This window comes from Claveliimonas bilis (genome assembly GCF_030296775.1).
In the GTDB taxonomy this organism is placed as follows: Bacteria; Bacillota; Clostridia; order Lachnospirales; family Lachnospiraceae; genus Claveliimonas; species Claveliimonas bilis.
The window spans coordinates 1,605,757-1,627,265 of record NZ_AP027742.1 but is presented as its reverse complement, the minus strand read 5'-3'; the positions used below and the strand labels follow the sequence as shown (position 1 = coordinate 1,627,265).

Here is a 21,509-nt window from a genome sequence, read left to right as displayed (position 1 = left end):
TGTCCAGTCATTGGCATCGCGGCTGGAATCAATAGTTTCCTAGAATTTTCAAAGTTCTTGATTCTTCTCTGAGTCCCCGGATAGCGTTTTTCACAGCCCCTTCTCCCATGTTCCCGTCAAAATCCACGAAGAAGCGGTACTCCCATGTTCTCCCCTCTACCGGGCGGGATTCTATCTTTGTCATATTCAGGTTATTGTAAGTAAAATGGGCCAGCAGGTGGTAAAGGGAACCGCTGGAATGGTCTACTTCAAAGCAAATGCTGATCTTTTTGGCATCTTTCAGAAAAATCTTCTGGTTCGTCACAATAATGAACCGGGTAGAATTGTTATCATTATAATTGATTTTGCGGTCCAGTATTTTCAGCCCGTAAATTTCCGCCGCATGTTCGCTGCAGATAGCAGCCTGGGTCACATCATTTTCATTTAGGATCTTTTTCGCTGCAACAGCTGTATTGGCCACACCAATCTGCTGCCATCCTCTCTGCTCGTCCAGATATTTTGCGCTTTGCATCAATGCCTGTGGATGAGAATACACACGCTGGATCGTTTCCAGTGTTGTCCCCTCTACCCCGGCCAGGGCATGTTCAATAGGCAGGACGATTTCCCCTACAATATAATTTTCAAATTCAACCAGAAGATCGTAAGTCTCACTTACCACTCCGGCGGAGGAATTCTCGATGGGCAGAACCGCAAAATCAGCCGACCCCTCTTCGATTGCTTCCATTGCATCCCTGAAAGTCTGCACATGAAAGCTATTGACATTCTTTCCAAAATAGGCATGCATAGCAGCCTGGGAATAAGCTCCGTCTGTCCCCTGGAAAACGATCCTTGACTGTTCCCAGTCCAGTTTGTCTACTCCAATAAAAGGAAGACGCCCAAGGGCACCTTTTTTTGTCAGCATCTGATACTGCATCTTCCGACTCTGGGACATCAGCTGCTCAAAAAGCTCAGTCAGCCCAAGCTTCATAAATTCATCATCAATCCCTTTTGTAATCCTGCTCAACTGCTCTTTTTCTCTTTTTTTATCAAATACTTTCTGTCCGGCGTCAATTTTTATATCTCCGATCTTCTCACAGACCGCTACTCTCTTTTTATACAGTTCCGCAATCTGGCTGTCGATTCCGGCCAGATCCTCTCTCAATTCTTCCAACTGCTGCATTTTCACAATCTCCTTTTTCACATACTAAATTGTATTATAATACAAACCCTCGGCAAAATCCACGGCAGACATTGAAAAACTTCTTCATTTATTATATGATGTATGAAAAGCAGATTTCCATTTCTTTCGATCATTTTCGGGAAATGGATGATATATATCAAGGAGGTATTTATGAGACATTTAATGAGTCCACTGGATTTTTCCGTGGAAGAGCTGGAGCAGCTTCTGGATCTTGCTTCTGATATTGAAGCAAATCCCCAGAAATATGCACATGCCTGTGCAGGAAAGAAGCTGGCTACTTTATTCTATGAGCCGAGTACTCGGACAAGATTGAGCCACGAAGCTGCCATGCTGAATCTGGGAGGAAGTATCATGGGATTTTCTTCCGCTGATTCCAGTTCTGCTGCAAAAGGTGAAAGTGTATCTGACACAATCCGTACCATTTCCTGTTACGCTGACATTTGTGCCATGCGTCATCCGAAGGAGGGCGCTCCCATGGTTGCATGCCAGCACTCTTCCATCCCTGTTATTAATGCCGGAGACGGAGGGCATCAGCATCCGACTCAGACATTGACAGATCTTATGACAATCCGTTCCCTGAAAGGGCACCTTGACAATATGACAATTGGTCTGTGCGGCGACTTGAAATTCGGCCGTACCGTACATTCCCTTATTCACGCTCTTGTTCGTTATCCGGGCATCCGTTTTATTTTAATCTCGCCGGAAGAATTGAGACTTCCCGGATATATCCGCCATGATGTTCTGGATAAAAACGAAGTTCCTTATGAAGAGGTAGTACGCCTGGAGGACGCCCTTCCAAAACTGGACCTTCTGTATATGACCCGCGTACAGAAGGAACGTTTCTTCAATGAAGAAGACTATGTGCGCATGAAGGATTTCTATATCCTGGATGCTGCAAAAATGAAACTTGCCCCCGAAGATATGTATGTTCTTCATCCGCTTCCCAGAGTAAACGAGATTTCCACAGAAGTGGACAAGGATCCAAGGGCCGCTTATTTCAAACAGATGCAGTACGGCGTCTATGTTCGTATGGCTCTTATATTGACTCTGCTGGAAATAGAAGTATAGGAGGAAAAACATGGTAAAAAATACTTTAAATGTAGGACGGATTTCGGAAGGTTTTGTGCTGGATCACATTCAGGCCGGACGGAGTATGGAAATTTATAAATATCTTCATCTGGATCAGCTGGATTGCTGTGTAGCTATCATTAAGAATGCCAAAAGCAGTAAAAAGGGAAAAAAAGATATCATTAAAATTGAATGTCCCATCGACTTTATTGACCTTGATATTCTCGGTTTCATCGATCACAATATTACCATCAACATTATTAAAGACGAAGAAATTGTAGAGAAAAAGCGGCTTCACCTGCCGAAAAAGATCACAAATGTAATCCGCTGCAAGAATCCCCGCTGTATTACTTCTATTGAACAGGAGCTGGATCATGTATTTGTTCTGACAGACCCTGAAAAGGAGATTTACCGCTGCATGTACTGCGAAGAAAAATACGAGGGACGTTCCCGGCACCGCGGATAAAAGTTAAATTGAAAACTGTATATACTGCCAGTCCTGTCAGATGTGCAGACTGGATTAAAAAAGCGGCCGGAAATTTCCGACCGCTTTTTTATTTCTCACCTATTTTTCTGCATCTTTGGCATAGCCATTTCAAATCTTTCTGCCAAGCGCTTCCGCCATTTCCAGAGCATCGGTGTTTTCAATATCTCCCACTGCACTGACGCCTGGTGCGATCACTCTTCCCGCGTCCTTCCACTGCAGATATTCCGCCATGATTTCATATGTCCTCTCCAACCCTTCAAAATGTTCTCTGTCATCTGCTCCGCAGGCCAGAAGAACACATTCCTTTCTGCCTTTTAATCCTTCCTGGCTCCGATTCAGAGAATACCATCTGTCAATCAGGGCTTTTATCTGCGCGGAAAAAGAAAACCAGTACATAGGCGTAGCAAGAACAATCACATCCGCTTCCAGGATCGCCCCCGCAATCTGATTAAAATCATCATGGAAAATACAGGGCTTTTCTGTTGAATAACAGGCATCGCACGCATGGCAGCCATGGATATTCATATCAGCCGCTGCAATCTTAGCCAGTTTGTGTCCCTGGCTTGCCGCCCCCTTGATAAAAGCATTTGCCATTTTATCGCTATTTCCGCCCTTTCTCGGGCTTCCCGTAATCACAACAATATTCTTCATAGACTTGTTCCTCCAATTTTACCCGGGGCCTTTTGCATTTTTACCCACCACTAATGTCAATTTGGGACGTAACAAAGTTTAACTTTGTTACGTCCCAAATTGAAAATCAAGCATAACGATAAGCCGGGTTATGTCGTTGGGTAATCATCTATCTAGGCCTGCCGTTGCCGGCAGGCTCAAGCGACCTACCTAAGACGCGACGGGCCGCCGCATTGTCTATATTCGGTCTTGCTTCGGATGGGGTTTACATGTGCCCCTCCTGTTACCAGGAGGGCGGTAGTCTCTTACACTGCCCTTCCACCCTTACCGGGAAATCTTCCCGGCGGTACATTTCTGTTGCACTGGCCTTGGAGTCGCCTCCACCGGACGTTATCCGGCATCCTGCCCTGTGAAGCCCGGACTTTCCTCACCTGCCGCCTTTCGGCGATTGCAGCCGCGATTACCTGTTATACTTGACTTCCACGATTTTCGATTTTATCACATAATAAAATTTCTGTAAAGCCAAATCTTATACTTCAAGCCCGGTATCTTCGATCAGATTGTCTCCATCTGCTGCCGATGTGGCCAAAGTATCGCACCTTTCATTCTGCGGATGTCCGTCATGTCCTTTTACCCAGATAAACTGTACCTGATGAGGTTCTTTTGCCTTCAGGAGCCGCTTCCAGAGATCCACATTTTTTACCGGCTCATTCTTTCCCCTTTTCCAGCCTTTTTTCAGCCATCCGCCGATCCAGTTCTGATTGAAAGCATCCACCACATATTTGGAGTCTGAGTAAAGCTCAATGCTGCAGGGCCGGTTCAGTGCTTCCAGCGCTGCAATCACTGCCATCAGTTCCATCCGGTTATTTGTCGTTTTCTTATATCCTTGGGAAAGTTCCTTTGTATGAAGCTGTCCCTTCGTATCTACATATTCCAGGACTGCCCCGTAGCCTCCCGGCCCGTCCGGATTCCCTCTGGCCGCTCCATCTGTATATATCTTTACCTGCATGTTATGCCACTCCTATTCTGTCCGGGCAGTCCCATTTTCCGGGAACGCCACTTCAAATATCTGGTTTTTCCCGGTAATATGCATAATGTGTTCCCGGTAGCTTTCCGTTTCCGGCTGTACCATCAGCCTTTCATAAACCTCATGTTCCTGCCCGTTATGCATAGGAAATACATTGGCTGTATCCGTATGTTTCATAAACCAGTCAAGTCCCCAATAATACTGTTCTCCCTGTCTTGGATCTGCCGGAACGAAAGCCACATCAATATGACGCCCCTCCAGCTTTTCAATCTCTCTTTGATAGCTCTGCATCATCAGTTTATTGTATCTTGGGGATTCCTCCTCCCAATGCCACCAGTTCAGGTCACCTGCATGATAGATAATTCTCTCGCCGATCCGGATCAAAAATGCCACTCCCTCATCTGTTGATTTCAGAGTACGCACTGCCACCGGACAATCCTCTTCCAACTCCAGACGCCGGCCCGGTTTCATATAATACACCTGCTCTGCTGAAATCTCTTCCGGAATCCTGTATTTGATATCGCTGGATAAAATGTAGGTGATATCAGGATATTTTGACGCCCATTCGAAAATACACGGCTGAAAATGATCGTAGTGTGCATGACTGGCAAAAACATAGATTTTCGTGTCTTTCTCAAACTCGGGCACTTCTCCCTGAAAATAGTCAAACACAGCTGCATGTCCATCCCATCTGACTGCAAATCCGCTATGTCCGATATACGTAATTTTCATATCCTGCATACTCCCCTCCTGCTACATCTATTCTGCCATTCCTGCCTGGGCTTTTCTCATCTCTTACTCTTCCGGAGTCTTCTGGATCAGTTCAACTGCATGCGTAATTTCCGGAAGCAGATATTCCAGACACTGCTTAACCGCGCCGGCTTTACCGGGAAGATTCACGATCATAACATCTCCTCGGATCCCTGCCGCGCTTCTGTTGAGCATGGAACGCTTTGTCAGCTTCATGGTATAAGCTCTCATTGCCTCTGGGATGCCAAGGACCGGACGATCCACTACATCCATTGTCGCCTCCGGCGTGCAGTCCCCCGCGTTACATCCTGCTCCTCCTGTTGTCAGGATCAGGTCTGTTAAATGTCCGTCCGCCATTCTCTGCATGACGGTAGACAAAACCTGCCTGTCGCAAGGAAGGGCTTTCTGGAACACAATGGTATGTCCTTCCTTTTCAATGATCTTCTGGATCACTTTTCCCGCTGCATCCTCTTCCTTTCCTCTGTATATTGCTGTATTTGCTGTAATAATTGCAACTCTCATCTTGTACCTCCATCAATCTATTCTTCTGTACCTAAGCTCCTGTGTCCTTTGTTATGCGTGATACGGTATTTCATTCCACTCATAATAATAACAATTTACAGAACTATTTGCAACATGCCCTTTCTGTTCCGCAAAACTCTACTGTCTTTGACATTTTATCCACACAAAGCAACAGTCTGTTTACGCTTCTTCCGAAACGATACGTTCGATGCAATAGATTTCTTCCGGTTTTCCGTCAAAAAATGAATAGTAAATACTCTCTCCCGGATTTACTTCAAAGTCCTTGTTGTTTTTCAGCCATCCGGTACTGCAGCTGTAATCAAGGACAGCTGTACTGTCATCGTAAAATTCCATTCCGCGGTCAAGCTCCACGGTCATTATCATCTCTTCTGTATCAATAGATACAATTTCCCCGCTCCCCACCTCATAATTCAGTGTATATGGAGCAGTTTTCTCTATAGTATCCAGTTTTTCCGGCGTATTTCCCCAGGTACTGTAATAGATATAATCTCCTTCTTTCAAATCCGCCCCGCCAGATTCCTCCATTTCAGAAAAATCAAGACTGACTGTTTCGCCGCTTTTTGAAAGCAGGATTTCCACTTTTTCATCCTTCTGGTTTACAGACAGTATTTCTCCTCGGTCCTTTTCTTCACAGCCTTCCACCTCCTTCGGTGTTTACTGCTTCTCTACAACTTCTCCCTGCTTTTTATAAATGCTTCCTGCCGGAACGAATCCCCGCACAGAAGACAAAGGATAAATGTTTGTATGGCTTCCTACCACACTTCCCGGATTCAATACAGTTCCGCATCCAACTTCTACTTCATCCCCCAGCATGGCGCCGAATTTTTTCAATCCGGTCTCAACAGGTCCTTCCGACGTCTTGATCACAACCAGCTTTTTGTCGGATTTTACATTGGATGTGATGGATCCTGCTCCCATATGAGCTTTGTACCCAAGAATAGAGTCTCCGACATAGTTGTAATGGGGCACCTGTACCTTATTAAATAAAATTACATTTTTCAGCTCTGTAGAATTGCCCACAACTGCTCCTTCTCCGACAATAGCGTTGCCGCGGATAAAAGCACAGTGACGCACTTCCGCATTTTTCCCGATAATGGCAGGTCCGTGAATATATGCAGACTCAAATACATTTGCAGATTTCGCGATCCAGACATCTTCTCCCACCTTATCATACTCTTCGCTGGAAAGTGTCTCTCCAAGTTCTTTGATAAAGGATCCGATTTTAGGAAGGACTTCCCATGGATAGGTTGCTCCTTCAAAAATATCCTTTGCAATCGTTTCTTCCAGAGTATACAGTTCTTTAATAGTCATTTCTTTCATTGTTCTGCTCCATTTCCGCCTTTCGGCTTTTGTTTTTTACTTTTTGATTTTTTATAATAAGATGCCGCTTTATCATAGCAGCTCCTTAATTCATATTGATTATTCAGCCCCAGCACTCCGCTTGTTCTTGTGCGGATAAAATTTTCCAGTTTCACCATATATTCGTCTGAAGTGATTTCCCCTTCCGCCACGTAAGTGAGGCCCTTCTCCCAACTGGCTGTAAGTTCCGGATTAAGAAGGGAGCGAATAGAATGATCCACCACGTCATAGATCATCTCGCCCAAAAGTGTGGGAGTCACAATCTGGGTCTTCTTATTGAGTGCCAGATATTTATTGTTGAATAATTTTTTTAAAATCTCACCCCTTGTGGCACTGGTTCCGATTCCGCTTCCTTTGATCTGTGAACGAAGCTCCTCGTCCTCGATCAACTGCCCGGCGTTTTCCATGGCAAGGATCAGTGAGCCGGAATTGTATCGTTTCGGCGGAGAGGTTTTTCCCTCTTTCACATCCAGTGATTCCACCGAAAGGACCATGCCTTTTTTCAGGGATTTTACTGTCTCAAAAAACTCCTCTCCCGCGGTTCCTTCCCCGTCCTCATTTTCTCCGTTTTCAGAGCTTTCCTTCTTCTGTCCCGGAACACCTGCCACTTCCAGATATCCGGCCTCCGCCAGGACTTTGAAGCTGGAGAAAAACTGCTCTCCTTTGATCTCGGTGACGATCGCCACTTTCTGATAAATTGCCGGGGGATAAAAAATACTCAAAAATCTCCTCACTATAATATCATACACCGATTTTGCCGTATGCGCCACACTATTTAGCGCGCTCATACCCTGTCCTGTAGGAATAATGGCATAATGATCCGTGATCTGGCTGTCGTTGACATACCGTGTCTTTGCCAGCCCCTTATAACTTTGCCGGCTGGCAATATCGTTCAGCCAGGGCACCGCCGGCGTATATTTCATCAACCCGTTTAAGTTTTTGCTGATTTCTTTTGCCACCGCTGTGGACAGTACTCTGGCGTCTGTCCTGGGGTAAGTAACCAGTTTCTTTTCATACAGTTCCTGCACAATGCGAAGCGTTTCATCCGGGCTGATCTTAAACCTTTTAGAACACTCATTCTGCAGCTCCGCCAGGTTAAAAAGCAAAGGAGGATTTTTCTTTTCCTTTTTCTTTTCAATGGAAAGAATCTTGCAGGAAACAGGGGACGGATCCTGCAGAAAGTCCACCAGTTCCCTGGCCTTTGCCTCTTCTTTGAATCCATTTTCTTTGTAGAGATCAAAGGATTCAAAATACCGTGAGCCTTTGACTGCCCTCCACTCTCCCTCGAAAGTCTGTCCGCCTTCTTTTGCTCTTATGGTGCTGACGACACGGTAAAAGGGCGTTTCTTTAAAATCCCGGATTTCCCGTTCTCTTCTTACTACCATGCCGAGAACGCAGGTCATCACCCGTCCCACAGACACAACCGAATACTTTGTGTTCAGATAACGGGAAATACTGTCCCCGTATTTCAGTGTCAGAAGGCGGGAAAAGTTAATCCCCATCAGATAATCTTCTTTGGCGCGAAGATAGGCTGATGCGGACAAATCATCATACTCCGACAGATCTTTTGCCTCACGGATACCCCTTAGGATTTCCTCTTCTGTCTGGGAGTCGATCCACACTCTCTTCCTGATCTTCCCTTTTACCTGCGCCATCTGTTCTACCAGACGGTATATATATTCTCCCTCCCGTCCCGAGTCTGTACAGACATAGATCACTTCCACATCCTCCCGGTTCAGAAGGCCTGCTACAATACGATACTGTTTCGCTGCCGAGGGAATCACCTCATAGCGGAACTCCTCCGGTAAAAACGGCAGAGTCGCAAGACTCCACCGCTTATATTTTTCATCATAAGCTTCCGGGTAACTCATTGTGATCAGATGCCCGACGCACCATGTCACAACTGCCTCTGCCGATTCCAGGTATCCGTCATTTCTTCTTGTCTTAAGATGCAAAGCCTTGGCAAACTCCTGTGCTACACTTGGCTTTTCGGCAATATATAATGCTTTTCCCATAAATGCTGTCTGTTCTCCTATTTTCTGAATATCTTTGCAAACCGCTCACGCAGCCCCTGCTTTTTAGGCGCCGGCTTTTTGTTCCTTGCTGCCAGGACAGCAGACTTCATAAAGTGTTCCTGTGAATTGACTCTCTTTTCCGTGATCGGTTTCTTTTTGTATGTTCCGTCTTTTTGCAGTACCCTGGCTTTTACATTATCCGCCAGCATGACCTCCAGATATCCGTTTACCTGGCGCTTCACATCCGGATCCAGCACAGGCGCTGCAACTTCCACACGTTTTTCTGTATTTCTTGTCATCATGTCCGCTGATCCGATATAGATTTTCTGATCTGTCCCTGTTCCAAAGCTGAAGATCCTTGGATGTTCCAGATATCTTCCCACAATGCTGGATATGGTAATATTCTCTGTATATCCCGGTATACCCGGAAGAATACAGCAGATCCCTCTGACGATCAAATCTACACGGACACCTGCCTGAGAGGCTTCCGCCGCCTTTTCAATAAAATCCACATCTGTCAGGGAATTCATTTTCATAATAATCCGGCCTTTTGCCCCTTTTCGTATTTCCTGATCCATCAGCTGCAGGATCTTTGGCTTCAGTGAAGTGGGCGATACGATCAGATGGCGATAGATTCCGTCCAGATTTCCAATGGACATGTTCTGGAAAAACAAAGCGGCATCTTCCCCTATCTCCCTGTCGGCCGTCATTAACGAAAGATCCGTATACATGGCAGCCGTCTTCTCATTGTAATTTCCTGTGCCGATCTGAGTAATATACTGAATCTCATTACGGTGCCGATAGGTGATCAGACAAATCTTGGAATGAACTTTATATCCTTCAAATCCATAGATCACACGGCATCCTGCTTCTTCCAGCCGCTCTGACCAGTCAATATTATTCTGCTCGTCAAATCTTGCCCTAAGCTCAATAAGGACCGTTACTTCCTTACCGTTCTCCGCTGCCGCACAGAGATACTCCACCAGTCTGGCCTTTTTGGCAAGGCGGTAAATGGTAATCTTGATCGTCATGACAGACGGATCAAATGCTGCTTCCTTGATCAGCTGCAGAAAGGGTTCCATACTCTCATAAGGATAAAAAAGCAGAACATCCTTTTTCCGGATCTGCCGCATAATGCTGCCCTCCTCCAGCCTGCCGGAAGGCTGCGGCGAAAACGGACGATAGATCAGCGCCCGCTTCATAGAATCCGGCAGGTTGCCGCTGATGGCAAACATATAGTCCAGTTTCATAGGCATCTTTGTACGGAAAATCTGCCGTTTCGTAATATTGAACTTTTCACAGAAATATTTTTCCGTTTCCGCATTCAGCTTTTCTGCAATCTCCAGCCTTACCACTGCCATTCTTTTTCTTTTGTGCAGGGTCTGCTTCATCAGATACCGGAAATCATCATTTACCTCCAAAGCTTCGTCATCCGGCGCAATATCTGCATTTCTTGTAACACATATGTAATTCTTTTCCGTCACTTCATATTGGCCGAACACAAGATTCAAATATTCCATGATCACCTTTTCCATGCGGATATAGCGGATATCATGTCCCGGAAGATACAAAATGTCGGAAATAAAGTTAGGGATGGGAACAATTCCCAGCATCGTCCTGTTGTTCTGCTTCAGCATAGCAGTCACATATAGCTCTTTATTTAAAAGATGGGGAAACGGATGGTTGGCGTCCACGATCTGCGGCGAGAGGACGGGAAGTACCTGTTCCTTGAAATATTTCTTTACATACTTTTTCTCACTTTGTTCCAGCTCTTTAAAATCCAGACCGCACACTCCATAAGGATGAAGCTGCTTCTTAATTTCCGCGTAAGTTTTATCTCTTTCTTTATAAAGAGGCGCCACTGCCTCGTAAATTTTTTCCAGCTGCTGCGACGGTGTCATTCCCGAACGGGAATCCACCGCTTTCGGATCGGCCGCTGCCATATCAAAAAGGCTTCCCACACGAATCATGAAAAACTCATCCAGATTGCTCGTAAAAATTGCCACGAATTTCATTCGTTCCAGAAGGGGAACGGATGGATCCTGGGCTTCTTCCAGAACTCTCTGATTAAATTTCAGCCAGGACAGCTCTCTGTTTTGAGTGTATTTCAAAATATCTTCTTTTTTATTTTTCTTTTCCTCCATGCTTTCCTTCCTCCTTGCAGCGCATTCCTTCTATTAAGATTATACATGCAAAGCAAAAATATATCCAGAAGATTTACTCCTCCTTTGCCTTTCCTTTCAGGCAGAATTGCTTTTTGGAAAAGCTTACAATGCCTTCCCGCCTCATTTTGCCAAGCTCCCTGCACATGGCGCTTCTCTCAACAGATAAAAAATCTGCCATCTCCTGTCTGTTAAAAGGAATCTGAAACTCGGTCTTACCTGTCTCCTGCGCCTGAGCCGACAGATAACTCATCAGTTTTTCTCTCGTTGTCCTTGCACTTAAAAACTCTGCTTTTCGTGACATGTAATATGTTTTATCCGCCAGGATACCCACAAGATTTCCAAGGAGCACAGTCCTTATATCCTCCGGGAATTTTTGACTCTCAAGTATTGTTTCAAGATTTAAAAATAAAACGCTGGCTTTTTCCAGAGCTGTAATATTGATATTCAGCCTCTTTTCCTGCCTGCAGGCGTACACTTCTCCGAAGATCTCCCCCTGCCTTACGACTGCAAGAATGCTTCTGTTGCCCCAGAAATCTTCCCTCTCCAGAGACAGGCTCCCTTCTACCAGGAATCCGGCTGCTTTCAGAGAAGTTCCCTGTCTGAAAAGCTGCTGTCCTTTTTCAAAGTCTGCCCATCTTGCATCAAGGCACCGAAGAACTTCCATCATTTTTTCTTCAGGTATGCCCTGAAACAAGGGTGATACCAACAGCATTTTTATAACATCATCCATATTTCCTCTTTTCTGTTGCAAAAGCAACTGATTCTTTTTTTCTTTTATACTATACTAAGTCAGGCAGCGACATACAATACAAAGATAAGGAGAAAAATTATGATACGTAAAATCATTCAGATTGATGAAGAAAAATGCAACGGATGCGGGCTTTGTGCCGATGCCTGCCATGAAGGCGCCATTGAAATGGTAAACGGCAAGGCAAAGCTGATGCGCGACGATTACTGTGACGGCTTAGGCGACTGTCTTCCGACCTGTCCCACTAATGCCATTTCCTTTGTTGAAAGGGAAGCGGCAGCCTATGATGAAGAGGCAGTGAAACGCCACCTTTCCAGTCGAAAAACTTCTTCCAACAGAAGCACAGCGAACACATCGCCGGTGGAATCCCAGCTTCGCCAATGGCCGGTACAGATCAAACTGGCTCCTGTCAACGCCCCTTACTTTGACGGCGCACATCTTCTGATCGCCGCTGACTGCACCGCATATGCTTACGGAAACTTCCATCAGGATTTCATCCGCGGCAAAGTCACTTTGATCGGCTGCCCAAAACTGGACGCAGTAGATTATACCGAAAAACTGACAGACATTATCAAAAATAACAATATAAAAGATGTCACCATCGTCCGCATGGAAGTTCCCTGCTGCGGCGGAATCGAACATGCTGCTGCAGAAGCACTGAAAAACAGCGGGAAATGGATTCCCTGGCAGGTTGTAACCATCTCCATCGAAGGGGACATTCTGGACTAATCAACAAAAAAGCACAGGGTATTTGACATTTTTACCCACCGTAAACTGCAATTTGGGACGTAACACTTTTAAAAAGTGTTACGTCCCAAATTGACTATTTCGCCTGGATAAATCCTTTTGCAGTCAGTGTTTCCGCACACAGCACTGCGCCGCCGGCAGCGCCGCGTACTGTATTGTGGGACAGACCGATAAATTTATAATCATAAATTGAATCCTCCCGCAGACGTCCGATGGATACACCCATTCCTCTTTCATAGTCAACGTCAAGGCTTACCTGCGGACGGTTGTCCTCCTCCAGATACTGGATAAACTGCTTCGGCGCACTCGGAAGATCAGCCTCCTGCGGAAATCCCCGGAAGCTTACCAGCTTCTCGATCAGTTCCTCTTTTGAAGGTTTCTTCTCAAAATTAATAAATACTGCAGCCGTATGCCCGTTTAAAACAGGAACTCGCACACACTGGCATGTAATCTTCGGGGCATCTGCCATAACGATCTCGCCGTTTTCTACCCGGCCAAGAACACGTAAAGGTTCCTTTTCACTTTTTTCTTCCTCTCCGCCAATATAGGGAATAATATTGCCGTCCATCTCCGGCCAGTCCTTAAATGTTTTTCCTGCACCGGAAATCGCCTGATATGTAGTAACAACAAGTTCCTTAGGACCAAATTCCTTCCATGCAGCAAGGCAGGGTGCGTAACTTTGGATCGAGCAGTTTGGCTTTACAGCAATAAATCCTCTTGTTGTTCCCAGCCTCTTTTTCTGTGATTCGATGACGTCAAAATGTTCCGGATTGATTTCCGGAACTACCATCGGCACATCCGGAGTCCAGCGATGGGCGCTGTTATTGGATACCACAGGAGTCTCCGTCTTTGCATACTCCTCCTCGATCGCTTTGATCTCTTCTTTTGTCATATCAACAGCGCTGAAAACAAAATCTACAGTCGCTGCAACTTTTTCCACTTCATTTACATTAAGTACTGTCAGTTTTTTTACCGCCTCCGGCATGGGAGTATCCATCTTCCATCTTCCTCCCACTGCCTCCTCATATGTTTTTCCGGCAGAACGCGGGCTTGCCGCTACTGTTACTACCTCAAACCAGGGATGATTTTCCAGCAGAGAAATAAAACGCTGTCCTACCATACCTGTCGCTCCCAAAATGCCTACTCTTAATTTCTGTTCCATTTTCTCTCTCCTTTTCCTTTTATTTCTCTGTCCGGTCAGATGCGGTCATCCCCATAGCCTTCCAGATATTTTTTATATTTCCCGATCACATCCTGCATAGCAGCCTTTCCGGGTGCTCCTATTGTCACTCTCTTATTGACACAGGTTTCCATGCTGATGGCATCGTAAATATCTTCCTCAAAGACCGGAGATATCTGCCTGTATTCCTCCAGGGACATATCATCCAGGGCAATTCCTTTATCGATACAATACAGAACCAGCTGTCCCACAATGCCGTGAGCATCCCGGAAGGGCACACCTTTGCCTACCAGATAATCAGCTGCATCCGTAGCATTGGTAAATCCATGCCTTGCGCTTTCCGCCATTTTCTTCCGGTTGAATTTCATAGTTCTAAGCATACCTGTAAACAGGGACAGACAGCCTTTTGCCGTATCAATAGCGTCAAATACAAGTTCTTTATCTTCCTGCATATCTTTGTTATAAGCAAGAGGAATCCCCTTCATAGTCGTAAGAAGAGACATCAAAGCGCCATAAACCCTTCCCGTCTTTCCACGTACCAGCTCGGCAATATCCGGATTTTTCTTCTGGGGCATAATACTGCTTCCTGTGCTGTATGCATCATCGATTTCCACAAACTGATACTCATTCGTATTCCAGATAATGACTTCTTCTGAAAACCTGCTCAAATGCATCATGACCATAGACAGGGCAGATAAAAACTCAATCAGATAATCTCTGTCTGACACTCCGTCCATACTGTTGAGTGTCGGTCCGCTAAATCCTAAAAGCCTCGCTGTATATTCCCGGTCAAGAGGATAAGTTGTCCCTGCCAGCGCTCCTGAACCTAAGGGGCAGGTATCCATCCTGCGGCAAATATCCACCATACGCTCATGATCCCTTTTGAACATTTCAAAATATGCTCCCATATGGTGAGCCAGCGTAATCGGCTGTGCTTTCTGCAGATGGGTAAATCCCGGCATAAAAGTTTCCGTATTTTCTTCCATGATGGAAAGCAGCGTATGCAGCATTTCCTTGATCAGGCTGTTCATCTGCCTTACTTCATCTCTTGTATAAAGCTTCATATCAACCGCTACCTGATCGTTCCTGCTCCGCCCTGTGTGAAGCTTTTTCCCTGCCTCTCCGATCCGCCTGGTCAGCTCTGCCTCCACAAAGCTGTGAATGTCCTCATATTCGTCTGTAATCTCCAGTTTTCCTTTTTCCACATCTGACCGGATTCCCTGAAGTCCTGCTATAATATCTTCCTTTTCTGCATCACTCAAGACCCCTTGCCTTGCCAGCATCATCACATGTGCAATGCTTCCCTCAATATCATGAGCATACAGCTTTTTATCGAAAGAAATGGAAGCATTAAAATTATATACTAACTGATCTGTTTCTTTTGTAAATCGACCGCCCCATAACTGCGCCATAAGTGGAATCCCCTTTCTTTTGTATTATAGTTCGTTATTCTAACACATTTCCCTGTAAAAACCCAGTTATTTTTCATAATTCCTTCTTTTCTGGGCCTCTGCCAGAGAAAATTCACATCCACAATAGTCCTGACGATACAGGTTAAATTCTTTTGAAAGTTCTATGGATCTTTTATAACCATTTTTCTTCTTGAAATCAGACTGAAGATACGTAACGCCATATTCTTCTTCCATTTTCTTGCCGATTTCATTAAGCCGGTCTGCATTTTTCAAAGGACTGATGGTAAGCGTGGTCGTAAAATAATCAAATCCGCCCTTCTTCGCGATCTGTGCCGACTCCCTAAGACGCAGTTCATAGCATTTCAGACAGCGCTCTCCACCTTCCTTGAGGTGTTCCAGCCCTTCTGCCATCTTATAAAACTTCTCCCTGTCATAGTGCCCTGCAAGAAAAGATATCGGATATTTTACCTGCATCTCTCCGATCAGCGTCTGTTGTTCCAGAATCCTTTTGGTATATTCACTTTCCGGAAAAATATTCGGATTATAATAAAATACAGTGATTTCAAAATAATCACTTAAATATTCCAGCACATAACTGCTGCAGGGCGCACAGCAGCTGTGAAGCAAAAGCCTGGGAACTTCCCCGCTTTTTTCCAGCTTTGCCAGCAGCATATCCAGCTCTCTTTGGTAATTCATAGAACGTCTCCTCTTTCCTCACTTTTTGTTCTAATAGAATCTGATACTTAGTATATGGTATTTTCCCCTTTGTTGCAAGCACCGTTTGCCGCGGACCGCATAAACTAATATATACTTACAACAGCGCTGATACGCGGAGGATTTCCTATGGAAGAAATTTTAGAACTGAAACATATCTATTATTCTTATCACACAATGGATGGCGAAACACCGGCTCTTACCGATATTTCTTTCAGCATGAAAGAAGGAGAATTTGTGGCTGTCGTCGGCCCTTCCGGCTGTGGCAAATCCACATTGCTCTCTCTGATCGCCGGACTTTTGGAACCCGAAAGAGGACTGATTAAGATCAAAGGAAAATATCTCCGGGAAAGCACAACAAATATTGGCTATATGCTCCAGCATGATCAGCTCTTTGAGTGGCGCACTATCTACAACAATGTCATTTTAGGGCTGGAAGTGCAGCATATGCTGACGACAAAATCCAAAGAGAAAGCCCACGAACTCTTGGATACTTACGGTCTGAAACAGTTTGAAAATTCCAGGCCTTCCGAACTGTCCGGAGGAATGCGGCAAAGGGCTGCTCTCGTCCGCACGCTTGTACTTGAACCTGATATCCTTCTTCTGGATGAACCGTTCTCGGCTCTTGACTATCAGACCCGGCTTCATGTCGGCGACGATATCGGCCAGATCATACGAAAGGAAAAGAAAACTGCCATCTTAGTAACCCACGATTTATCAGAGGCCGTTTCGCTGGCAGACAGAGTCATTATCTTAAGCCCCCGCCCGGCGTCCATCAAACAAACCCTCTCTCTTGTCTTTCATCTGGATGAGGATACCCCGCTGAAACGGAGAGATGCACCGGAATTTAAAACCTATTTTAATCTGATCTGGAAGGAATTGAACAGCAATGAGTGATTTATCTACTGCACAATTAAACTATCTGAACAAACAGAAAAAATATACCCGGATCGTGCAGATTTCCCGGATTTTTCTTTTGCTTGCCTTTCTGTTCATCTGGGAATTCAGCGCAAACATCGGTCTGATCGACTCTTTTATCTTCAGCAGCCCTTCAAAAATCGCACTGTGTTTTTGGGATATGCTGAAAGATCACAGTATTTTTACACATATAGGAGTAACTCTCTATGAGACAATTGTCAGTTTTGCCCTTGTAATTGCCATCAGCCTTCTGATGGCAGTTGCTCTTTGGCTTAGTCCCCGCCTCTCTGAGGTACTGGATCCCTACATCGTGGTACTGAACAGCCTGCCGAAATCCGCCCTTGCTCCCCTTTTGATCGTATGGCTTGGCGCAACTACAACAACCATTATTGTAGCCGGAATGTCTGTGGCGATCTTCGGAAGTATATTAAACCTTCACACCGCCTTCAAGACCGTGGATCCGGAAAAGATCAAACTGATCTACACCCTGCACGGAAACCGTTTTCACGCTCTTACAAAGGCTGTCATTCCAAGTTCCATTCCTGCTGTCATCAGCACCATGAAGGTTAACATCGGCCTTTGTCTGGTAGGAGTGATCATCGGCGAGTTTCTGGCTGCCAGAGAGGGGCTTGGTTATCTGATCATATACGCCAGCCAGACCTTCAAGCTTGACTGGCTTCTCATGTCTATCGTGCTTTTGTGTATCATGGCAATGGGGTTGTATTCGCTGATCAATCTTCTGGAAAGATGGTATCGAAAGCGGGTATGACTTTGTCGCAAAAAAGCAGCCGTACTTTTGTACCGGCTGCCCTACATACTTTATTTACTACAGCTCATTAAGCTGCTCCATAATTTTCTGCATCCCCTCTTCACTGAAATCATAATGGAAGGTCTTTTTCTCTTCCTTCGTCGCATCATAACAGAAAGGTCCTTCCCAGACAGTAAGAAGAAATTCTTCTTTTTTTTCTTCGTTCTCTTTCTTCTCTATCCGGTAATTCATCTTTCCCCGGCTTCCATTGAAAACAGATTTTTTGTAAAATGCAAGAGGAAACAGCATTTCTCTTGAAATGGTCATTATGATTCCTTCACCTTTTCCTTTATAATTATAATTCAAATACTTCCATATCATCCGGCACATACAGATTACCGTGATAGTACTCTTTTCCTTCTTCTGTATAAAGCTCTTTGCGCCTTGCGATATTCTTATCCTCAGTATGATAGAGGATCAAATTCGGGATTTTCAGCTCTTCTGCTGTCTGGCACGCCTCTTTTACCGTACTGTGATGTTTTTCGTAAGGGCCAAATTCATCCGCCTCGCTGTACAGGCAGAACGCCTCATGCATCAGCCAGTCACTGTCCTTTGCGAACTCATAATCCTTCTCATTATACGGCTCGTCCCCTGCGCAGGTAAATTTCACATTTCCCGGAAGCATCATAGTAAAGCCGTACTGTTTTGCTTTTGTGGAGTAAATATCAAAGAAAGTTACCGGACAGTCCAGAATTTCTCTTGTCTCTCCATGAGCCACCGGAGTAAGGAGGATTCTCTCTCCGATATGCTTTGTTACTTTTTTCTGTATAGTCAGATCAGTGATCGTCCTGATAACCGGAATCAAATCTTCATGGCAATAGATATTCAAATTTCCCTCATATTTGCCTTTATTCATATTCTGCCCGATCATCCGTACAAGCCAGATCAGCCCCAGAAGATGATCAATATGTTCATGAGTAATGAAAATATCGTGGATCTGGGACAGCGGTATTCCTGCGTCTTTCAAACGCTTCAGGATCTGATTTCCGCCCCCTGCATCTACCAAAAAGTGCCTGTCTCCATCTGAAAATGCAAAGCATGTATTGTAGCATTCCGTAACAGCTGCATTTCCGGTTCCTAAAATTGTAAGCTTCATCTTTTAATTTTCCTTTCCTGTTTCACATTTCTCATAAAATTTAATCAGGGCCTGTGTGCCGTCCTCTTCACAGCCTGCCTCTGCAAGCGTTTCATAATTGTCCAGCACCCTTTCCAGTACGTTCAGCTCCAGCTCCTCGCTCTTCGCCTCGCTGGCGGCCAGCTTCATATCCTTGATAAAATGCTTGATAAAAAATCCCGGAGCAAAATCCCCTTTTAATATCCTGGGGGCAAGGGTATCAAGCTGACGGCTTCCCGCTGCTCCCGTTGCCACCGAATCAAGGAGAGTCTGAAGATCAAGGCCCTTGGCCTTTGCATAGCTTAAAGCTTCGCAGAGTCCGGATATGGTTCCTGCTATCATGATCTGGTTCGCAAGTTTTGTATTTTGTCCTGCTCCTGCCGCTCCTTCATAATTGATATTATTTCCCATTGCTTCAAACAGCGGCAGACAGGACTCGTAATCTTCCTTCGCTCCTCCCACCAGTATGGAAAGCGTTCCTGCTTTTGCCCCTGTGTCTCCTCCTGTCACCGGTGCATCCAGCGCATGAAGACCTCTCTCTTTGGCCTCTCTGTCAATCTTTTCTGCGATCTTCGGACTGGAAGTTGTCATATCAATGACATAGGTTCCCTGTTTCGCATTCTGCAAAATACCATTTTCTCCAAAATAAACTTCCTCCACATCTTTCGGATAACCTACGATCGTAATCACCGCATCTGCATCTTTCACACACGCCGGAATCGTCTCGTAAAATACAGCTCCCTCCTGCTCCAGATCAGACACCTTGCTTCTGGTCCTTGCATAAATATTAAGTTCATATCCTTTTTTCATCACGTTTCTGGCCATGGATTTTCCCATGATCCCTAATCCGATAAATGCTATTTTTTTCATTGCCCTGTCTCCTTTTCCTTTCTGCTTTACGCTATCTATCATACTACCAATCCTGTTCTTTCCGCCATACTTCTTCCTTATTTTTTTATTAAATCTATTGATTTTTATTCATTTTCCTCTTGACATATCACCGCCGGACTATATACTTGTCCATTCCTATAAATATGGAAGATGGCAACCCATAAAAAAGCAAGGAAAACACCAGAGTTATTTGTTGGAGGTGAGTTACAAGAAGATTTCCTTTTGCAAGCTTTAGGAGAATGGAGCCCCGCCATTTGTGAGGTATAAAGCGCAAAAATTTTACTTCTTTTTAACTTAATCTTCATTGGGTAATTACAAAAATGTAGTAATATCTAAACATCTTCTAGTCCGGACTAAATTAAATTAGAGAAGAATTAAAGGAATGAAGAAAAATATTATAAAAGCAATAGCTATATTATTGTGTACATCTAGTATCATTAGCTATGCCGGACCTGCAACTGTTATGGCTGCTGAAGAGACGCCAATCGTAGAAAACGCTGATGTTAATCAAACTAGAGAAAATCTTACCATTGAAGAAGGAAGTTTTAATGAAGGAAGCTATGTATACACATACGATGAAAATGGAACGCATTATAAAGTAGTGGAAGAAACAGATGCTTCTTTTCAAAATGTGACAAGCTACACTTACACCGTAAATGAACAAGGTGATTGTTCTTTAGTCAAAACGGTACAATCCTATATTGATGGTGGAAATGTTATCATAGAGACAACTACTCCAGACGGACAAACTAACGTAGAAACTATATCTCCCCAACCAGCTAGGATAATTCCTTATTCTGATGGCACAACAGGAGAATGGGTTACTCAGACTTTCGATTCAAAATTATATATTAAGGGTTCTCCTATCGCTACAATTGCCCAGCTCCTCTTTATGGCTTTAGGTGTAGTTTTAGCCGAAAAGTTACCATCTAAGCTCTTGGTTATTGCTGAAGCTCTTTTCAATAGAAATTCAGAATACGTTTATACTCATGAAACATACAGCTATATGTTAAGTGATACGAACCAGTTTGTAATTGTTAGAGAGGCAGTATCTGCAATGTACTTCTTAGATAGTGCTCATAAATATTATCTTGATTCTTACTACGATGAATTTGACGGACGCGGTGTAATAATTTCTTAAATTATACAAAGGATTGTCTTCTGACAATCCTTTGTACTACTATGGGGCGTAGCCCTGTTAAGCTCACATTCTGTTGAGCATATAGTTTATTAACGGGCTATTATAATTTAACGAAAAAGTGTTGGGAGTCACAATATAATGGTAAAAAAGTATACAAGTTTTTTTTACAAAGTATTCTATGTGGTATATATAATAATAGCGATTCAATGTCTGGCCCTTTTTATTCTAATTATTCTATCTTCTCTTTTACCTGTTATATCTCCATCTCAATTTGAAAAGGGAATGATTGCCTTAAGACAAGTAATGCCTAATCTCTCTTATCCTTTTTTCATTCTTTCTCTTATCCTTTACTTAGTCAAACTATTTTTTTTCTTAATATTTTCTAAATGTTCAAAAAGATTGTTTAAAAATATAATGGAAAAAGATAGTCCTTTTATATTTCAAAATAAAAGAGCACTTAAATGGATTAGTATTTCTTTCTTTTTATATTATGTCATACCAATATATCCATTTGAATCTTTAGAATTATACCATATTACAACTGGCTTTTTGGTTTCGTCTCTTTTGTATCTTTTTTCTTTAATTTTAGATAAATCTTAAATTACCATTTTA

Annotated in this window: 23 protein-coding genes and 1 other RNA gene; 7 read left to right on the top strand and 17 right to left on the bottom strand. The window is 44.1% G+C overall.

Annotated features, from left to right (window positions below):
- Positions 1-28: 28 nt before the first annotated feature.
- On the bottom strand, positions 29-1,159 hold the full coding sequence (gene pheA / locus R2J37_RS07990) for a prephenate dehydratase (RefSeq protein WP_230106314.1): 1,131 nt from the start codon (positions 1,157-1,159) through the stop codon (positions 29-31).
- Between the two features lie 171 nt (positions 1,160-1,330).
- On the opposite strand from pheA, the gene pyrB reads away from it, so the two are divergent.
- A complete protein-coding gene (gene pyrB, locus R2J37_RS07985; RefSeq protein ID WP_230106315.1) occupies positions 1,331-2,248 on the top strand; it encodes an aspartate carbamoyltransferase in 918 nt (305 codons plus the stop codon).
- A 10-nt stretch (positions 2,249-2,258) separates the two neighbouring features.
- Complete coding sequence (locus tag R2J37_RS07980; protein ID WP_230106316.1) at positions 2,259-2,714, top strand: aspartate carbamoyltransferase regulatory subunit; 456 nt, start codon at positions 2,259-2,261, stop codon at positions 2,712-2,714.
- A gap of 129 nt (positions 2,715-2,843) precedes the next feature.
- Here the strand turns inward: R2J37_RS07980 and R2J37_RS07975 are convergent, their stop codons facing one another.
- From R2J37_RS07975 to R2J37_RS07930, 10 genes are all read right to left on the bottom strand, one after another.
- Complete coding sequence (locus R2J37_RS07975) at positions 2,844-3,386, bottom strand: flavodoxin family protein (protein WP_230106317.1); 543 nt, start codon at positions 3,384-3,386, stop codon at positions 2,844-2,846.
- Between the two features lie 103 nt (positions 3,387-3,489).
- Positions 3,490-3,841, bottom strand: an RNA gene (rnpB, locus tag R2J37_RS07970) — RNase P RNA component class A.
- A gap of 53 nt (positions 3,842-3,894) precedes the next feature.
- Positions 3,895-4,374, bottom strand: coding sequence for a ribonuclease HI (gene rnhA, locus R2J37_RS07965; RefSeq protein WP_316264431.1), 480 nt, complete (start codon positions 4,372-4,374; stop codon positions 3,895-3,897).
- Positions 4,375-4,386: 12 nt separating this feature from the next.
- Complete coding sequence (locus R2J37_RS07960; RefSeq protein WP_316264429.1) at positions 4,387-5,133, bottom strand: MBL fold metallo-hydrolase; 747 nt, start codon at positions 5,131-5,133, stop codon at positions 4,387-4,389.
- A 54-nt stretch (positions 5,134-5,187) separates the two neighbouring features.
- Entirely contained in the window at positions 5,188-5,664 is a 477-nt protein-coding gene (locus tag R2J37_RS07955; protein WP_230106319.1) for a MogA/MoaB family molybdenum cofactor biosynthesis protein, read from the bottom strand.
- Positions 5,665-5,844: 180 nt separating this feature from the next.
- Positions 5,845-6,327 (bottom strand): hypothetical protein, encoded by a 483-nt coding sequence (locus tag R2J37_RS07950; protein WP_316264428.1) that lies wholly within the window; start codon positions 6,325-6,327, stop codon positions 5,845-5,847.
- Between the two features lie 12 nt (positions 6,328-6,339).
- A complete protein-coding gene (locus R2J37_RS07945) occupies positions 6,340-7,005 on the bottom strand; it encodes an LbetaH domain-containing protein (RefSeq protein WP_316264426.1) in 666 nt (221 codons plus the stop codon).
- Positions 7,002-9,059 (bottom strand): DNA topoisomerase, encoded by a 2,058-nt coding sequence (locus R2J37_RS07940; RefSeq protein WP_316264425.1) that lies wholly within the window; start codon positions 9,057-9,059, stop codon positions 7,002-7,004. Before R2J37_RS07940 ends, R2J37_RS07945 begins: the two co-directional genes overlap by 4 nt.
- 17 nt (positions 9,060-9,076) lie before the next feature.
- Positions 9,077-11,203, bottom strand: coding sequence for a polyphosphate kinase 1 (gene ppk1 / locus R2J37_RS07935; protein WP_316264423.1), 2,127 nt, complete (start codon positions 11,201-11,203; stop codon positions 9,077-9,079).
- A 73-nt stretch (positions 11,204-11,276) separates the two neighbouring features.
- Positions 11,277-11,954: a Crp/Fnr family transcriptional regulator gene (locus R2J37_RS07930; protein WP_316264421.1), complete on the bottom strand. Its 678-nt coding sequence runs from the start codon at positions 11,952-11,954 to the stop codon at positions 11,277-11,279.
- Positions 11,955-12,053: 99 nt separating this feature from the next.
- Here R2J37_RS07930 and R2J37_RS07925 point away from each other — a divergent pair, with 99 nt between their 5' ends.
- Positions 12,054-12,701, top strand: a complete 648-nt coding sequence (locus R2J37_RS07925; RefSeq protein WP_230106325.1) for an ATP-binding protein — start codon at positions 12,054-12,056, stop codon at positions 12,699-12,701.
- A 94-nt stretch (positions 12,702-12,795) separates the two neighbouring features.
- On the opposite strand, the gene asd is transcribed toward R2J37_RS07925, so the two are convergent.
- The 3 genes from asd to R2J37_RS07910 all read right to left on the bottom strand — a co-directional run bounded on the left by asd (position 12,796) and on the right by R2J37_RS07910 (position 16,007).
- A complete protein-coding gene (asd, locus tag R2J37_RS07920) occupies positions 12,796-13,881 on the bottom strand; it encodes an aspartate-semialdehyde dehydrogenase (RefSeq protein WP_316264420.1) in 1,086 nt (361 codons plus the stop codon).
- A 35-nt stretch (positions 13,882-13,916) separates the two neighbouring features.
- A complete protein-coding gene (argH, locus tag R2J37_RS07915; RefSeq protein WP_256194420.1) occupies positions 13,917-15,311 on the bottom strand; it encodes an argininosuccinate lyase in 1,395 nt (464 codons plus the stop codon).
- 66 nt (positions 15,312-15,377) lie between these two features.
- Complete coding sequence (locus tag R2J37_RS07910) at positions 15,378-16,007, bottom strand: epoxyqueuosine reductase QueH (protein ID WP_316264419.1); 630 nt, start codon at positions 16,005-16,007, stop codon at positions 15,378-15,380.
- Between the two features lie 147 nt (positions 16,008-16,154).
- Between R2J37_RS07910 and R2J37_RS07905 the strand changes: the two genes are divergently transcribed.
- Both R2J37_RS07905 and R2J37_RS07900 read left to right on the top strand, forming a co-directional pair.
- On the top strand, positions 16,155-16,922 hold the full coding sequence (locus tag R2J37_RS07905; RefSeq protein WP_230106329.1) for an ABC transporter ATP-binding protein: 768 nt from the start codon (positions 16,155-16,157) through the stop codon (positions 16,920-16,922).
- Positions 16,915-17,712: an ABC transporter permease gene (locus R2J37_RS07900; protein WP_230106330.1), complete on the top strand. Its 798-nt coding sequence runs from the start codon at positions 16,915-16,917 to the stop codon at positions 17,710-17,712. The genes R2J37_RS07905 and R2J37_RS07900 overlap by 8 nt, the downstream gene beginning before the upstream one ends.
- 57 nt (positions 17,713-17,769) lie before the next feature.
- Here R2J37_RS07900 and R2J37_RS07895 read toward each other — a convergent pair whose 3' ends face one another.
- Genes R2J37_RS07895 through R2J37_RS07885 form a run of 3 tightly spaced genes read right to left on the bottom strand, consistent with a single transcriptional unit; the run spans position 17,770 to position 19,735 of the window.
- On the bottom strand, positions 17,770-18,018 hold the full coding sequence (locus tag R2J37_RS07895) for a hypothetical protein (RefSeq protein WP_230106331.1): 249 nt from the start codon (positions 18,016-18,018) through the stop codon (positions 17,770-17,772).
- Between the two features lie 28 nt (positions 18,019-18,046).
- Positions 18,047-18,847 (bottom strand): MBL fold metallo-hydrolase, encoded by an 801-nt coding sequence (locus R2J37_RS07890; RefSeq protein ID WP_256194426.1) that lies wholly within the window; start codon positions 18,845-18,847, stop codon positions 18,047-18,049.
- A gap of 3 nt (positions 18,848-18,850) precedes the next feature.
- Positions 18,851-19,735, bottom strand: coding sequence for an NAD(P)-dependent oxidoreductase (locus R2J37_RS07885; protein WP_316264414.1), 885 nt, complete (start codon positions 19,733-19,735; stop codon positions 18,851-18,853).
- Between the two features lie 403 nt (positions 19,736-20,138).
- Here R2J37_RS07885 and R2J37_RS07880 point away from each other — a divergent pair, with 403 nt between their 5' ends.
- Together R2J37_RS07880 and R2J37_RS07875 are read left to right on the top strand one after the other, a co-directional pair.
- A complete protein-coding gene (locus R2J37_RS07880; RefSeq protein ID WP_256194429.1) occupies positions 20,139-20,897 on the top strand; it encodes a hypothetical protein in 759 nt (252 codons plus the stop codon).
- A 138-nt stretch (positions 20,898-21,035) separates the two neighbouring features.
- Entirely contained in the window at positions 21,036-21,497 is a 462-nt protein-coding gene (locus R2J37_RS07875) for a hypothetical protein (protein ID WP_256194430.1), read from the top strand.
- Positions 21,498-21,509: the final 12 nt, after the last annotated feature.

Bases quoted from the DNA above. Each gene is read 5' to 3' on its own strand.
- pheA (WP_230106314.1), bottom strand. From the start codon at position 1,159: ATGCAGCAGTTGGAAGAATTGAGAGAGGATCTGGCCGGAATCGACAGC.
- pyrB (WP_230106315.1), top strand. From the start codon at position 1,331: ATGAGACATTTAATGAGTCCACTGGATTTTTCCGTGGAAGAGCTGGAG.
- R2J37_RS07980 (WP_230106316.1), top strand. From the start codon at position 2,259: ATGGTAAAAAATACTTTAAATGTAGGACGGATTTCGGAAGGTTTTGTG.
- R2J37_RS07975 (WP_230106317.1), bottom strand. From the start codon at position 3,386: ATGAAGAATATTGTTGTGATTACGGGAAGCCCGAGAAAGGGCGGAAAT.
- rnhA (WP_316264431.1), bottom strand. From the start codon at position 4,374: ATGCAGGTAAAGATATATACAGATGGAGCGGCCAGAGGGAATCCGGAC.
- R2J37_RS07960 (WP_316264429.1), bottom strand. From the start codon at position 5,133: ATGCAGGATATGAAAATTACGTATATCGGACATAGCGGATTTGCAGTC.
- R2J37_RS07955 (WP_230106319.1), bottom strand. From the start codon at position 5,664: ATGAGAGTTGCAATTATTACAGCAAATACAGCAATATACAGAGGAAAG.
- R2J37_RS07945 (WP_316264426.1), bottom strand. From the start codon at position 7,005: ATGAAAGAAATGACTATTAAAGAACTGTATACTCTGGAAGAAACGATT.
- R2J37_RS07940 (WP_316264425.1), bottom strand. From the start codon at position 9,059: ATGGGAAAAGCATTATATATTGCCGAAAAGCCAAGTGTAGCACAGGAG.
- ppk1 (WP_316264423.1), bottom strand. From the start codon at position 11,203: ATGGAGGAAAAGAAAAATAAAAAAGAAGATATTTTGAAATACACTCAA.
- R2J37_RS07930 (WP_316264421.1), bottom strand. From the start codon at position 11,954: ATGGATGATGTTATAAAAATGCTGTTGGTATCACCCTTGTTTCAGGGC.
- R2J37_RS07925 (WP_230106325.1), top strand. From the start codon at position 12,054: ATGATACGTAAAATCATTCAGATTGATGAAGAAAAATGCAACGGATGC.
- asd (WP_316264420.1), bottom strand. From the start codon at position 13,881: ATGGAACAGAAATTAAGAGTAGGCATTTTGGGAGCGACAGGTATGGTA.
- argH (WP_256194420.1), bottom strand. From the start codon at position 15,311: ATGGCGCAGTTATGGGGCGGTCGATTTACAAAAGAAACAGATCAGTTA.
- R2J37_RS07910 (WP_316264419.1), bottom strand. From the start codon at position 16,007: ATGAATTACCAAAGAGAGCTGGATATGCTGCTGGCAAAGCTGGAAAAA.
- R2J37_RS07905 (WP_230106329.1), top strand. From the start codon at position 16,155: ATGGAAGAAATTTTAGAACTGAAACATATCTATTATTCTTATCACACA.
- R2J37_RS07900 (WP_230106330.1), top strand. From the start codon at position 16,915: ATGAGTGATTTATCTACTGCACAATTAAACTATCTGAACAAACAGAAA.
- R2J37_RS07895 (WP_230106331.1), bottom strand. From the start codon at position 18,018: ATGACCATTTCAAGAGAAATGCTGTTTCCTCTTGCATTTTACAAAAAA.
- R2J37_RS07890 (WP_256194426.1), bottom strand. From the start codon at position 18,847: ATGAAGCTTACAATTTTAGGAACCGGAAATGCAGCTGTTACGGAATGC.
- R2J37_RS07885 (WP_316264414.1), bottom strand. From the start codon at position 19,735: ATGAAAAAAATAGCATTTATCGGATTAGGGATCATGGGAAAATCCATG.
- R2J37_RS07880 (WP_256194429.1), top strand. From the start codon at position 20,139: ATGAAGAAAAATATTATAAAAGCAATAGCTATATTATTGTGTACATCT.
- R2J37_RS07875 (WP_256194430.1), top strand. From the start codon at position 21,036: ATGGTAAAAAAGTATACAAGTTTTTTTTACAAAGTATTCTATGTGGTA.